17 protein-coding genes are annotated in these 13352 nt (G+C 67.7%); 10 read left to right on the forward strand and 7 right to left on the reverse strand.

Annotation, left to right across the window (positions count from 1 at the left end):
* Positions 1-23: 23 nt before the first annotated feature.
* The 4 genes from KZ810_RS12440 to KZ810_RS12455 all read left to right on the forward strand — a co-directional run bounded on the left by KZ810_RS12440 (position 24) and on the right by KZ810_RS12455 (position 2706).
* Positions 24-869, forward strand: a complete 846-nt coding sequence (locus tag KZ810_RS12440; RefSeq protein WP_219769412.1) for a TorF family putative porin — start codon at positions 24-26, stop codon at positions 867-869.
* Positions 870-1004: 135 nt separating this feature from the next.
* A complete protein-coding gene (locus tag KZ810_RS12445; RefSeq protein ID WP_219769492.1) occupies positions 1005-1901 on the forward strand; it encodes a tetratricopeptide repeat protein in 897 nt (298 codons plus the stop codon).
* Entirely contained in the window at positions 1898-2515 is a 618-nt protein-coding gene (locus KZ810_RS12450) for an LON peptidase substrate-binding domain-containing protein (RefSeq protein ID WP_219769413.1), read from the forward strand. The genes KZ810_RS12445 and KZ810_RS12450 overlap by 4 nt, the downstream gene beginning before the upstream one ends.
* A complete protein-coding gene (locus KZ810_RS12455) occupies positions 2512-2706 on the forward strand; it encodes a Trm112 family protein (protein WP_219769414.1) in 195 nt (64 codons plus the stop codon). The genes KZ810_RS12450 and KZ810_RS12455 overlap by 4 nt, the downstream gene beginning before the upstream one ends.
* Positions 2707-2737: 31 nt before the next feature.
* On the opposite strand, the gene msrA is transcribed toward KZ810_RS12455, so the two are convergent.
* From msrA to pabB, 4 genes are all read right to left on the reverse strand, one after another.
* Positions 2738-3385 (reverse strand): peptide-methionine (S)-S-oxide reductase MsrA, encoded by a 648-nt coding sequence (gene msrA, locus KZ810_RS12460; protein WP_219769415.1) that lies wholly within the window; start codon positions 3383-3385, stop codon positions 2738-2740.
* 40 nt (positions 3386-3425) lie between these two features.
* On the reverse strand, positions 3426-3563 hold the full coding sequence (locus tag KZ810_RS12465) for a hypothetical protein (protein WP_219769416.1): 138 nt from the start codon (positions 3561-3563) through the stop codon (positions 3426-3428).
* Between the two features lie 205 nt (positions 3564-3768).
* Positions 3769-4968 (reverse strand): pyridoxal phosphate-dependent aminotransferase, encoded by a 1200-nt coding sequence (locus tag KZ810_RS12470; protein WP_219769417.1) that lies wholly within the window; start codon positions 4966-4968, stop codon positions 3769-3771.
* Positions 4969-5021: 53 nt separating this feature from the next.
* Positions 5022-6776 (reverse strand): aminodeoxychorismate synthase component I, encoded by a 1755-nt coding sequence (gene pabB / locus KZ810_RS12475; RefSeq protein WP_219769418.1) that lies wholly within the window; start codon positions 6774-6776, stop codon positions 5022-5024.
* 150 nt (positions 6777-6926) lie between these two features.
* Between pabB and KZ810_RS12480 the strand changes: the two genes are divergently transcribed.
* A complete protein-coding gene (locus KZ810_RS12480; protein WP_219769419.1) occupies positions 6927-7589 on the forward strand; it encodes an MBL fold metallo-hydrolase in 663 nt (220 codons plus the stop codon).
* A 33-nt stretch (positions 7590-7622) separates the two neighbouring features.
* Here the strand turns inward: KZ810_RS12480 and KZ810_RS12485 are convergent, their stop codons facing one another.
* Positions 7623-8066: an MAPEG family protein gene (locus KZ810_RS12485; protein WP_219769420.1), complete on the reverse strand. Its 444-nt coding sequence runs from the start codon at positions 8064-8066 to the stop codon at positions 7623-7625.
* A 202-nt stretch (positions 8067-8268) separates the two neighbouring features.
* Here KZ810_RS12485 and rpmF point away from each other — a divergent pair, with 202 nt between their 5' ends.
* From rpmF to KZ810_RS12510, 5 genes are all read left to right on the forward strand, one after another.
* A complete protein-coding gene (gene rpmF / locus KZ810_RS12490; protein WP_093006719.1) occupies positions 8269-8448 on the forward strand; it encodes a 50S ribosomal protein L32 in 180 nt (59 codons plus the stop codon).
* A gap of 70 nt (positions 8449-8518) precedes the next feature.
* Entirely contained in the window at positions 8519-9553 is a 1035-nt protein-coding gene (gene plsX, locus KZ810_RS12495) for a phosphate acyltransferase PlsX (RefSeq protein ID WP_219769421.1), read from the forward strand.
* Positions 9550-10530, forward strand: coding sequence for a beta-ketoacyl-ACP synthase III (locus tag KZ810_RS12500; protein ID WP_219769422.1), 981 nt, complete (start codon positions 9550-9552; stop codon positions 10528-10530). The genes plsX and KZ810_RS12500 overlap by 4 nt, the downstream gene beginning before the upstream one ends.
* A gap of 95 nt (positions 10531-10625) precedes the next feature.
* A complete protein-coding gene (locus KZ810_RS12505; protein ID WP_219769423.1) occupies positions 10626-10925 on the forward strand; it encodes an integration host factor subunit alpha in 300 nt (99 codons plus the stop codon).
* Between the two features lie 23 nt (positions 10926-10948).
* Entirely contained in the window at positions 10949-11380 is a 432-nt protein-coding gene (locus tag KZ810_RS12510; RefSeq protein ID WP_219769424.1) for a MerR family transcriptional regulator, read from the forward strand.
* Between the two features lie 34 nt (positions 11381-11414).
* On the opposite strand, the gene KZ810_RS12515 is transcribed toward KZ810_RS12510, so the two are convergent.
* Both KZ810_RS12515 and KZ810_RS12520 read right to left on the reverse strand, forming a co-directional pair.
* A complete protein-coding gene (locus KZ810_RS12515) occupies positions 11415-12086 on the reverse strand; it encodes a phytanoyl-CoA dioxygenase family protein (RefSeq protein ID WP_258044828.1) in 672 nt (223 codons plus the stop codon).
* A 315-nt stretch (positions 12087-12401) separates the two neighbouring features.
* Positions 12402-13331, reverse strand: a complete 930-nt coding sequence (locus KZ810_RS12520) for an electron transfer flavoprotein subunit alpha/FixB family protein (RefSeq protein WP_219769425.1) — start codon at positions 13329-13331, stop codon at positions 12402-12404.
* Between the last annotated feature and the right edge of the window lie 21 nt (positions 13332-13352).

Consider the following 13352-nt stretch of genomic DNA (forward strand, 5'->3'; position numbering starts at 1 on the left):
GCCTCTACAACAAGGAGGTTCCCATGAAGTACGTTCTGTTATCCGCGCTCGCCCTCGCAGCCGTCGCCACGCCTGCCGTCGCGCAGGAAACCGCCCCGCCCAAGCCGATCACCGTGTCGGGCAGCGTCGCGTTGCTGACCGATTATCGCCTGCGCGGCGTGTCGCAGACCGACAAGGAAGGCGCGATCCAGGGCGGGATCACGATCACGCACCAGAGCGGGCTGTACGGCGGCGCCTGGGCGTCGAATCTCGCCGGATGGGGCACGTTCGGCGGCTCCAACATGGAACTCGACCTGATCGGCGGGTACAAGATGCCGATCGGTGGCGGCGCGGCGCTCGACGTCGGATTGACGTGGTACATGTACCCCGGCGGTGCCTCGAAGACCGACTTCGCCGAACCCTTCGCCAAATTGTCGGGCACGGTCGGACCCGCCTCGCTGCTGGTCGGCGTCGCCTACGCACCCAAGCAGGAAGCGATCGGCAAATGGTACAATTCCGCCGCTGACTACGCGACCGGCATCCCCAATCGCCCGGGGAAGAAAAACGACAACCTCTATCTGTGGGGCGACGCCGCCGCCGCGATCCCGACGACGCCGGTCACGCTCAAGGCGCATCTGGGCTATTCGAAGGGCAATCCAGGGCTGGGACCCAACGGGACGAGCCCCGCACCGACGGGCGAATATGTCGACTGGCTGCTCGGCGCTGATCTGGCGATCAAAGGTACGCCGCTGACGCTCAGCGCGGCCTATATCGATACCGACATCGGTGCGCGCGAATCGGCCTATCTCAAGCCCAATTTCGCCAGCACCAAGAACGGCAGCTCGATCGCGGGGTCGACCGCGCTGTTCTCGCTCACCGCCGCGTTCTGACGCGTGGGGCAAGCGTTGGGTGGCGCGCGCCGCGCGGCGTGAACAGGATCGACGGGGGCGGGGGGTTTGTATCCCCGTCCCCGATCCCACATAAGGGCCGCACGCGAACAGGAGCAGCCCTTGGCGACGTTAGGCATGTCACCGGCCGAGAAAGAGGCCATTCAGACGTTTCGGTCGGAGGTCGTCGAGCCGTCGATGACCAAGCTGGTCATCATCGATTTCTGGGCGGAATGGTGCGGGCCGTGCAAGGCGCTGACGCCGGTGCTCGAAAAGGTCGCCGACGCCTACGCCGACAAGGGCGTGGTGCTCGCCAAGGTCGACACCGACAAGAACCAGTTCATCGCCGCGCAATTCCAGATCAAGTCGATCCCGACGGTCTACGCGATGTTTCAGGGACAACTTGTCGCCGACCTGACCCCCGCGCGGACCGAGTCGCAATTGCGCACGATGCTCGACCAGCTGCTGCGCCAATTGCCGATCCAGGGCGAGGCGCAATCGCAGGAAGCCGAGCTCGAACCGCTCGTGCAGATGGGCGAGGAGGTGCTTGCATCGGGCGATGCCGAGCGCGCGCTGTCGATCTTCGATCAATTGGCCGAGATGGCACCCGAGCATCACGCCGTCGTCTCGGGCCGGGTCCGCGCGCTCGTGGCACTCGGCGCGACCGACGAGGCCGAGGCGATGATCGCGGCGCTGCCCGACGATCTTGCCAAGCTGCCCGATATCGAACGCGTGCGCGCCGCGCTCGCGCTTGCGCGCTCCGCCCCCGCGGTCGACGATCTCGCCCCGCTTGAGGCCGCGGTTGCCGCCAACCCCGACGATCACCAGGCGCGCTTCGACCTCGCCAATGCGCAGATGGCGGCGGGCAACCGCGACGCCGCCGCCGACGGCTTCCTCCACATCACCGCCGCCGATCGCGCGTGGAACGAGGGTGCCGCCCGACAGCAATTGCTCAAGCTGTTCGAGGTCGTCGGGCTCGAGGATCCATGGGTGTCGGCGCAGCGCCGCCGCTTGTCGGCGATCCTGTTCGGATGACACGCACGCGGCTCTCGATCTTCCCGCTGCCGGGTGCGCTGCTGTTTCCCGGCATGCACCTGCCGCTCCACATCTTCGAGCCGCGCTACCGCGCGATGGTGTCGGACGCGATGGCGCGCGACCGCCGCATCGGCATGATCCAGCCGCGTCCCGACGGCGACCCCCATGATCCCGAGCTGTTCGAGATCGGCTGCGTCGGCCGCATCGCCGAGTTCGAGGCGATGGAGGACGGACGATACAATCTGATCCTCGAGGGCGTGTCACTGTTCCGCGTCGTGAACGAGCTCGACGTCTCGACCGCGTTTCGCCAGGTCGAGGCCGAACTGCTGCCGGTCGAGACCGATCAGACACTCGCGCTCGGCGAACGCTCCTCGCTCGAACTCGAATCGAAACGCTTCGCCGAGGCGCTCGGCTACGCGGTCGACTGGGATTCGGTCGGGCGGCTCGACGATGCCGCATTGGTCAACGGCGTCGCGCAGATCGCGCCGTTCGACGTCGCGGCGAAACAGGCGCTGCTCGAGAGCAAGGGCATCTCGGCACGGTGCGAATTGCTTGTCCAGTTGATGCAGTTCTTCGGCCGCCACGACGGCGACGAACGAGTGACGCTGCAATGACCACGCCGCCCGTGAGCGATCCGGCACCGCTCGACCCGTGGCTGCTGGAGCGACTCGTCTGCCCGATGACGCGGACCCCGCTGCGCTATGACGGGCAGGCGCAGGAGCTGGTGTCGGACGCCGCCGGTCTTGCCTATCCGATCCGCGACGGCGTGCCGGTCATGCTGGTCGAGGAGGCGCGGTCGCTGTGACCCGCCGCGCCGGGTCCGGCGGCCGCTTAGCTCAGACGGCGAGCTTCGGGAAGCCGGCGCGGAATGCCGCGACCTTGGGCTTATCCCACGTCACGATATACGGATGCGTCGGGTTCCGGTCGAAGAAATTCTGATGATACGCCTCCGCGGGGAAGAACGCACCACGCTCGATCTTCGTCGCGATCGCGCGCGGAAAGGCGTGGGCGTTCCCGAGCTGGCGAATGTACGCCGCGGCAACGCGGGCCTGATCGGGTGACTGCGGGAAGATTGCCGACCGGTAGCTCGTGCCGCTGTCGGGTCCCTGACGGTTTACCTGCGTCGGATCGTGCGCGATCGAGAAATAAACGCGCAGCAGCGTCGCGTAGCTGACCTGGCGTGGATCGTAGCTGATGCGAATCGCCTCCGCATGACGCGTCGTCTCGCTGCTGACGGCGGCGTAATTCGCGGTCGCGCGCGTCCCCCCGGCATAGCCCGCGGTCACCGACTTCACCCCGCGTACGTGCTCGAATACCGCTTCCATGCCCCAGAAGCACCCACCGGCGAGCACCGCGACCTGCGGCTGGCCGTTCCCCGCGGCAACGTCGACCGCTGCGGCCGGGATCGGCACGGCGCGTTCGGCCTGGGCGGTTCCACAGGCGCTCAGCGTCAGCGCGGCGGCGAGAAGGGGGCGAGCGGTCATGAAATCGATATAGGTCAGTGACTTGCGCGCTTCCAGGGGGTCAGCGCTGCGCGTACACCGCTGCGGGATGCGTCGGGCCGGCCTGCGCCGCGGGCTGCAGCGCGAACAGACCCACCGCCCCGATCGCGAAACCGCCGGCGAATTGCCAGAAGAAGCTGGTCTTGAACAGGCGAAGCATTGGTCGTGTGTCCTGCTGCGATCCGCCCACCCGCTCTGACCGAACGCGCGATGCGGAACTGGTTTCCGTGATGATCGAATAAGCGGGCGAGGATGAACCGACGCTGGTTCACCCGTTCATCTGCCAGCGATATACGGCGCACCAGCGCACCGGCATATTTCAACGATCGAAAAAGATCGTTTCCGCGCTGATATATGCGGTTATCTCAGCGAAGCGCCGCGCACGCCTGCTGGATGCGCGTGCACGCCTCGCGCAGCAGGTCTTCCGACGTGGCGTAGCTGATCCGCATCGCGGGCGAGAGGCCGAACGCCACGCCCTGCACCGCCGCGACGCGCGCATCGTCGAGCAGATAGCTGACGAAGTCGCTGTCGCTCTCGATCCGAAGCCCCTTGGGCGTCGTCTTGCCGATCACGCCCGCGACGCTCGGATAGACGTAGAACGCGCCTTCGGGCGTCGGGCAGGTGATACCCTCGGCCTGATTGAGCATGTCGACCACCAGGTCGCGTCGCACCTGGAACGCGCGCGCCCGCTCGGCGAGGAACGACTGATCACCGCTCAGCGCGGCGACCGCGGCAGCCTGCGCGATCGAGCAAGGATTGCTCGTCGACTGCGACTGGAGCTTCGCCATCGCCTTGATCAGCCACGGCGCGCCGCCCGCGAAGCCGATCCGCCAGCCGGTCATCGCATAGGCCTTGGAACAGCCGTTCACCGTCAGCGTCCGCTCGTACAGCGACGGGCAGACCTCGGCGATCGTCGCGAAACGAAAATCGTCGTAGACGATGTGTTCGTACATATCGTCGGCGAAGACCCAGACGTGCGGGTACCGTTCGAGCACCGCGCCCAGCGCCTTCAACTCGTCGACCGTATAGGCCGCGCCCGTCGGGTTCGACGGCGAGTTGAGGATCACCCACTTGGTCCGCGGCGTGATTGCGCGCTCCAGCATCTCGGGCGTCAGCTTGTAGCCATATTCCGCGCCCGCGGGGACGATCACCGGGGTGCCACCCGCGAACTGGACGACATCGGGATAGCTGACCCAATAAGGCGCGGGGACGATCACCTCGTCGCCCGCCTCGACCGTCGCGACCAGCGCGTTGAACAGCGTGTGCTTGCCGCCGACGTTCACGCTGATCTGCTGGGGCGTGTAGGTCAGGTTGTTGTCACGCGCGAACTTGGCGACGATCGCGTCCTTCAGCTCGGGCGTGCCGTCGACGTTGGTGTATTTCGTACGGCCGTCGCGGATCGCCTGGATCGCGGCCTCTTTCACGAATTCGGGCGTGTCGAAATCGGGCTCGCCCGCGCCCAGCCCGATCACATCGACGCCGGCGCGCTTCAGCTCCATCACCCGGCTCGTGATCGCGAGCGTGGGGGAGGGCGAGATGCGGTCGAGCGCGGCGGAGGTCTTCACGGGCAAACCCTTTCCGTACGGAAAATGCGCGTGGGCCTATGGAACGCGCACGCTTATTTCGCAACCGCGAGATGGTCGCGCGTGAGCGTCGCGGGCATCAATCCGCGCAACGCATTGCCGAGCAGGAATCCGTTCGTGAGGTCCTGGGGGCGCAGCACCGCCTCGCGAGCGCGGCCGGTGTCCCGCAATTCGGCGCGTAACACGCCCGGCAGCAGCGGTCCCGCCGGCGGTGTCAGCAGCATGCCGTCACGCTCGACGAACAGCGAGGTGTAGCTGCCCTCGGTCAGGGTACCGTCGGACGCTGCGAACACCACCTCGTCGCACCCGCTGTCGCGTCGCGCGTCGTCGTAGAAGGCGCGGTCGCTGCTTTTATGGCGCAGCCGCCAGTCCGCGGGGCTGACCGGCAGCGGCACCAACGCGACCGTCAACGGCGCGGCACGCGGCGGCGGCAGCGGTGACACCTGGATCGATACCGCGCCGCTTTTCGCGAGCGTCATCCGCACGCGCGCGGCCTTGCGCAGCCGGAAGGTCGCGGCTTGCAATTCGTTGCGTGCGTCGTGGCGATCGAATGCGAAACCGAGCGCGGCGGCGCTCGTCTTCATCCGTTCGAGGTGCCGCTCGATCAGCGCGATCCCCTCCATCGGGTCGAACGCCATCGTCTCGATCAGGTCGAACGTGCGCGCGCCGCGCGCGAGGAACGCGCCCTTCGCCAGCGCTTCGTCCCATTCGGCGTCGGCGGTCGAATCGGCAACGATCCCACCGCCGAGCCCGATCCTCGCGCCGGTATTGTCGGCGTGAAGCGCGAGGGTGCGGATCGCGACGTTGAACATCGCGTCGCCGTTCGCGTCGATCCGCCCGATCGCGCCGGTGTAGAGCCCGCGCGCATCCCCCTCGATCTGCCCCAGCGCCTCGATGGCGCGCAGCTTGGGCGCGCCGGTGATTGATCCGCACGGAAACAGCGCGCCGAGCACGTCGACCGCATCGGTGCCGGGATGCCGCGTCGCGGTGACGGTGGAGGTCATCTGGTGGACGGTCGGGTAGCGTTCCAGCGCGAACAGCTCTGGCACCGCGACGCTGCCCGCCACGGCGACGCGCGACAGGTCGTTGCGCATCAGGTCGACGATCATCAGATTCTCGGCCCGCTGTTTCGGGTCCTGCGCCAATGCGGCGGCAGCGGCATCGTCGGCGCGCGGCTCGGCGAGGCGCGGCGCGGTGCCCTTCATCGGGCGACAGGTGAGGCGGTCTCCCTCCAGCGCGAAGAACAGTTCGGGCGAGAACGACAGGAACGTCGCCTCGCCCGTGTCGACGATCGCGCTCCATCCGCCTCGCGTCGCCGCGCGCAGCCGCGCGTAGAGCGCGAAGGGGTCGCCCATCACTGGCACGTCGGCGCGGAAGGTCAGGTTCGCCTGATACAGATCGCCCGCCGCGATCAACGCCTGCACGGCGGCGAACATCGCGTCATAGTCGGCGCGCGTCACCCGCGGCTCGAGCGCGCCGATCCACGCGCCGGCGGGGTCGGGCAGCAGCGCCGCCACGTCGACCGTCTCATATCGGTCGAACAGACCGAACCACGCGAGCGGTGCGTCGCCATGCCGCGTCGCGGCCGCGCGCGGTTCGAACGCGCCGCCTGCCTCGTACGACACGAACCCCGCCGCGTCGCCGTCGTGCGCGCGCACCGCCGCCAGGACGGGGGCGACCTCCGCCACACTGTGCGCCGCCACCACGGTTCGGGGATTGCGATACAATCGCGCCGTCGCGCCGCCCTCGCGCGCGTCGTCCAACAGGACAAAGGGTGGCGAAATCCGCATCTCTCCTGCGTGATGCCCGCGCGACCGGGTGGCGGCAAGCGCGCACGCGCGGCTTTTCGGCGCCGACCTGACGCGTTAACCCCGATTGTGCGCGTGTTCGGCAGCGCCCGTCGCTGCCACACCGTCGCTCAACCGATGCGAGACCCGACCATGACCACCGACACGCCCCCCTTACGCGCCGCAATCATCCCCGTGACCGCGATCGAGCAGAATTGCACGCTGATCTGGTGCACCAGGACGATGCGCGCCGCGGTTATCGACCCGGGCGGCGACCTGCCGCGGATCAAGGCCGCGATCGAGCAGGCGGGCGTCACGGTCGAGAAGGTGCTGCTCACCCACGGCCACATCGATCACGCGGGTGAGGCGCGCCCGCTCGCCGACGAAATGGGGGTGAAGATCGAGGGGCCGCACGAGGACGATCGTTTCTGGCTCGCGCGGCTGGAGGACGACGGGCGGCAATGGGGCATCCGCGGGGTCAATACCGAATCGGACCACTGGCTCGTCGATGGCGACACCGTGACCGTCGGCGACCTGACGCTCGACGTCTATCACACCCCCGGCCACACCGCGGGCCACGTCATCTTCCATCACGCGCCGTCACGTTTCGCGCAGGTGGGCGACGTGCTTTTCCAGGGCTCGGTCGGGCGTACCGACCTGCCGCAGGGCAATCACAAGCAGCTGATCGAATCGATCGTCACCAAATTGTGGCCGCTGGGCGATACGCACTTCATCCCGGGTCACGGCAAACCCAGCACGTTCGCGCACGAACGGCGCCACAACATGTTCGTCAGCGACGCGGCGCTCGCAGCCTGACCTGCAAACGCGACTCGCGGCGGCGAGTCGCGTTCACCCGCGCGAGGCGTCGATCGGGACCGTGGTGATCGCACCGGTCGTCGCGTGATAATTGCCGTAGACCAGCACCAGCGCCCACACGGCCAGCGCCGCCATCACGGTCCACGTCCCGCCGATCCCGCCCGCGCGCAGCGGGTTGGGGGCGGGGCGGTCCATTCCGAGCCCGTGCGCGACCCGCGCGACGACGAACACCGCGCCTGCGACCCACAACCACGTCGTCGATCCGCCCGCCAGTTCGATCGCGGCGAGCAGGATCAGCACGAACGGCGCATATTCGACGAAATTGGCATGCGCGCGTACCGCCGCCAGCAGCGGTGCATTCCCGCCGTCACCGATCATCACCTTTCCCTTGATGCGCCGCTGCGACACGCGCAGCGCGAGCCAGATGTTGATCACGGCGCAGGCCGCGGCGATCGTCAGCGTCATCGGCAACAGCATCGATTCTCCCCTTCTTGGTCGTTGAACAGCGTGACATTCCCCTCATCGGGTTGCAACGCGGGCAGAATTGGCTATAGGCGCGTCACTTCGCGATGCGTGCCGATATGCGGCTGCCTGCCGCGGCCGCCCTCGTGCCGGTCGTTCGGGCGACCTGCACGGCACGACTCGTTCAAACACGTAACACTTGGATCAAGGTGCCGAAATGGCCGTCCCTAAGCGAAAGACTTCCCCCTCACGCCGTGGCATGCGCCGCTCGCACGACGCGCTGTCGATCTCGGCGTTTCAGGAATGCCCGAACTGCGGCGAACTGAAGCGTCCGCACAACCTGTGCACGGCGTGCGGTCACTACAACGGTCGCGAGATCGTCTCGGTCGAGGGCTGAACCGCCCCGCGCGGACCCTTGTTGTCCGCGCCCGCGTTTATTGGCGCGTTTGATTGGAGTGACCCGTCCCATGTCCGACAGTTCCGTGATCGCCATCGATGCGATGGGCGGTGACAAGGGGCTGGAGGTCATGCTGGCGGGCGTCGCGCGTGCGCGTCGCCTCCACGATGGCCTGCGCTTCCTGCTCGTCGGCGACGAAGCGTCGATCCGCGCCGGTCTCACGCGTCACCCGAACCTGTCGCAGGCCTCCGAGGTCATCCACGCCGCCGACGTGATCGCGGGCGAGGAGAAGCCGAGCCAGGCGCTGCGCCGCGCGAAGACCTCGTCGATGGGCGTCGCGATCAACTGCGTGAAGCAGGGTCGCGCCGGTGCCGCGGTGTCGTCGGGCAACACCGGCGCGCTGATGGCGATGGCGAAGCTGTCGCTGCGCACGATGCCCGGTATCGATCGTCCCGCGCTCGCCGCACTGCTGCCAACACTCGGCGACAATGATGTCGTGATGCTCGATCTCGGCGCGAATACCGAGTGTGACGCGCGCAATCTGACGCAATTCGCGGTGATGGGCGCGGCCTATGCCCGCATCGTGCTCGAACTCGACCGCCCGCGCGTCGCATTGCTCAACATCGGCAGCGAGGATCAGAAGGGCACCGGCGAGATAAAGGACGCAGCGCAGATGCTGCGCGCCGCCACTCACCTGCCGATGGACTTCACCGGTTTCGTCGAGGGCGACCGCCTCTCGCGCGGCGAGCATGACGTGATCGTCACTGACGGTTTCTCGGGCAACATCGCGCTCAAGACCGCGGAAGGCACCGCGCGCTTCGTCGCCGACCTGCTGCGCCGCGCCTTTTCCAGTTCCGCGCGCTCGAAGATCGGCTTCCTGATCTCGCGCCCGGCGACCGATCTGCTGCGCAACCATCTCGATCCGAACAATCACAATGGCGCGGTCTTCCTCGGGTTGAACGGCCTGGTGCTGAAAAGCCACGGCAGCGCGAACGAGATCGGGGTCGCGACCGCGATCGGAAACGCCGCCAAGATGGTGAAGTCCGACCTCGCTCGCCGCATCGCCGAGGATCTGAGCAACATCGACGCGAAGGCTGCCGCATGATCCGCTCGGTTCTCCTCGGTACCGGCTCGGCGCTTCCCGCACGGCGCGTGTCGAACGCCGAACTCGCCCAACAGGTCGACACCAGCGACGAGTGGATCGTCGAGCGTACCGGCATCCGTTTCCGTCACCTGGCCGGCCCCAACGAGACGACCGCGACGCTTGCGTACGATGCGTCGAAGGCCGCGCTCGCCGCCGCGGGGCTGGCCGCGCAGGACATCGACCTGATCGTCCTCGCGACTGCGACGCCCGATCAGACTTTTCCCGCCACCGCGACCAAGGTGCAGGCGTTGCTCGGCATCGACGATTGCGTCGCATTCGACGTCGCCGCGGTCTGCTCGGGCTTCCTTTACGCGGTGCAGGTCGCGGACAGCATGATCCGCGCCGGGGCACACCGCCGTGCGCTGGTGATCGGCGCCGAGACGTTCAGCCGCATCCTCGACTGGGAGGATCGCACCACCTGCGTGCTGTTCGGTGACGGCGCGGGCGCGATCGTGCTCGAGGCGCAGGACAGCGCCGACGACGTGACCAGCCCCGATGCGCGCGGCATCCTCGCAGCGAAGCTCCACGCCGACGGGCGCCACAACGAACTGCTCTACGTCGACGGTGGCCCGTCCACGACCGGCACGGTCGGCAAGCTGCGCATGAAGGGCCGCGAGGTGTTCCGCCACGCCGTCACCAATCTGGCGGCGGTGATGGCGGAGGCGCTCAAGGACATCGACCTGACGCCCGACGACATCGACTGGGTCGTTCCGCACCAGGCGAACGCGCGCATCCTCGATGCGACCGCGCGCAAGCTGTCACTGCCCGCCGAGCGGGTCGTTGTGACGGTCGATCAACACGCCAATACCTCGGCCGCGTCGGTGCCGCTCGCGCTCGACACCGCGGTGCGCGATGGGCGCATCCAGCCCGGTCACCTCGTCGTGCTGGAGGCGATGGGCGGCGGCTTCACCTGGGGTGCGGCGGTCCTGCGCTACTGACGGTTCGTGCCGTTATGGGTATGTCTGCCTAGTCGACAAAGCCGTTTGGGCTTTATACCACCGGAAACGAAGGTTTAATTGGGGGACCGACGAGCATGACGGACGCGGGCACGCTGACACGGGCCGATCTGGCCGAGGCGCTGCACAAGCAGATCGGCCTCTCGCGCGCCGATTCCGCCCGCGTGGTCGAGCAGATCCTCGCCAAGATGTGCGAAGCGCTGTCGCACGGCGAGAACGTCAAGATCTCGGGCTTCGGCACCTTCGTGTTGCGCGACAAGGGGGAGCGGATCGGCCGCAATCCCAAGACCGGCGTCGAGGTGCCGATCGCGCCGCGCCGCGTGCTTACCTTCCGTGCCAGCCAGATGATGCGTGAGCGCATCATGTCGGCGGACTGATCCGGCAAACGGATCATGCGCCGGTGACCACCGCGGGCGAACGCAGGGGGAATAGCGGCAGCGGCGCTGCCCCGGCGAAGGCCGATACTGCGTTCCGCACCATCGGCGAGGTCACGCAGCTGACCGGGGTCGCCGCGCATATCCTGCGGTACTGGGAAGGGCGCTTTCCCCAGCTCAGGCCCATCACCCGCGCGGGCAACCGTCGCTATTATCGCCCCGGCGACGTTGCGCTGGTGCAGCGGATCGATCGCCTGCTCAACCACGAAGGCTATACGGTCCGCGGCGTCCAGCAATTGCTGTCGGGCGAGCGCACACCGACCGCATCCGCGCCGACCTCGACGTCAGCCGGTGCACCGCCACCCGCCGCGCCGATCGCGACCGTCCTGCCCGACACGCTCGACGCGATCCGCCTGATCCGCGACTATCTGCGCGAGTCGCTGGACGCTGACGGGTAAGGGGCAGGTGCCGGCCGTCACCCGGCGGCTTTGCTCACACGCCGAGCCAGTCGAGCCCGCCCGGCAAAGCCTGCGCCGCATAGTCGAGTTGCAGCACGCGCCTGTGTCGCTGCCCGATACTCGCGGCCGAGGCATGGAGGATCGGGGTCGCGTAGGCCCAAATGTCCCCCGCGTCGGCCAGGCATGTCCGCGTCCCGCACCGTGCCACGGCAGCGGCGATGTCAGGCTCGGCGACGAGACCGAGCCGATGCGATCCCGGCGCGACTAACAGCGGCGCGTTGTCCGCCGGCACGTCGTCGAGATGGACCCGCAACGTCACCATCCTCTGGATCACCGCGAACGGCGGCTGGACGTGGAGGATGCCCTGCTTGATCGTCCACGGGCCAAAGCCGCACGTCTCGTGCCGTTCGCGTACGGCAATCGTGCGATCCTGATGCCAGCCGAGCGACCAATTGGCCTGCGGTGTCTTGTCGAACATGATCGCCCGGACGGGTCGGGCGCCGTCGCGGAGATAGCGGGCGGCAACCGCGGCGATCGCGCCGTGGTGAACCAAATCAGTCAGCGCCGGCTGACCGTGCAGACGCGTGCCGCCGCGATGTGGCGGCACGTCGTCGGCAAGCGCGTGTAGTTCGGAGAGCAACGGCAATGCCGCGCCAGCGTGCAGGGCGAAGCCGTCGATTGTCATCGTGGGAGAGGGGGATGCCATCAGCGAAACAACGTGACGCGCTGCGCGTGACGTATCAAGCGATTGACTGCGTTCGCATCGCTTCTGACGCCAAATCCGATGCTCGGACGCAGCCCTTCCCCGCCGCAACATAAAAAGCGTCTGCGCTTGAGCGGCAGTTTCGCTGGCAGATTGCGAGGCAGGCAGACTGGCCACCCGCGGCCCGCGTAATCGCAGCGACGCGGGAGCAAGTCCCGCGTCGTCGGTCGCGGCTGTGGCCGCGCCGGCCGGGCGGATGGATGCCGCCTGCGTTCGGCGCGGCGGCACCGGCGGGGTCGGGACCCCGCCTTCCATCCTTTACAGCTTCTCGGTCAGTTCCGGCACGACCTTGAACAGGTCGCCGACCAGGCCGATGTCCGCGACCTGGAAGATCGGCGCGTCCTCGTCCTTGTTGATCGCGATGATCGTCTTCGAGTCCTTCATGCCGGCCAGATGCTGGATCGCGCCCGAGATGCCGACCGCGACATAGACTTCGGGCGCGACGATCTTGCCCGTCTGCCCGACCTGATAGTCGTTGGGTACGAACCCCGCATCCACCGCCGCGCGGCTCGCGCCGACGCCGGCGTGCAGCTTGTCGGCGAGCGGCTCGATCAGCTCGTGGAATTTCTCGCCCGAGCCAAGTGCGCGCCCGCCCGAGACGATGATCTTGGCGCTGGTCAGTTCGGGCCGCTCGGACTTGGCGAGTTCCTGCGTCTCGAACGTCGCCAGGCCCTTGTCGCCGGTCGAGGCAACCGCCTCGATCTCGCCCGAGCCACCCTCGGTCGCGGCCTTGTCGAACGCCGTGCCGCGCACGGTGATGACCTTCTTCGCGTCCTTGGTCTGCACGGTCGCGATCGCGTTGCCGGCGTAGATCGGCCGCGTGAAGGTGTCCTCGCCCTCGACCGACAGGATGTCGCTGATCTGCATCACGTCGAGCAGCGCTGCGACGCGCGGCGCGATCGCCTTGCCGCTCGAGGTTGCGGGGGCGACGAATGCGTCGTGATGGCCCATCAGCTCGACGACGAGCGGCGCGACATTCTCGGCGAGCGCGTGTGCGAACGCCGCGTCGTCGGCGACGTGGACCTTGCCGACGCCCGCGATCTTCGCTGCCGCCTGTGCCGCACCGTCGACGCCTTCGCCGGCGACGAGGAGGTGAACCTCGCCCAATTTGGACGCCGCGGTCACCGCCGACAGCGTCGCATCCTTGACGGTCTGCCCGTCGTGCTCGACCCAAACCAGAGTCTTCATGGCTTCAGATCCTCTCAGGAG

It is taken from the genome of Sphingomonas citricola, assembly GCF_019429535.1.
Taxonomy (GTDB): Bacteria; Pseudomonadota; Alphaproteobacteria; order Sphingomonadales; family Sphingomonadaceae; genus Sphingomonas; species Sphingomonas citricola.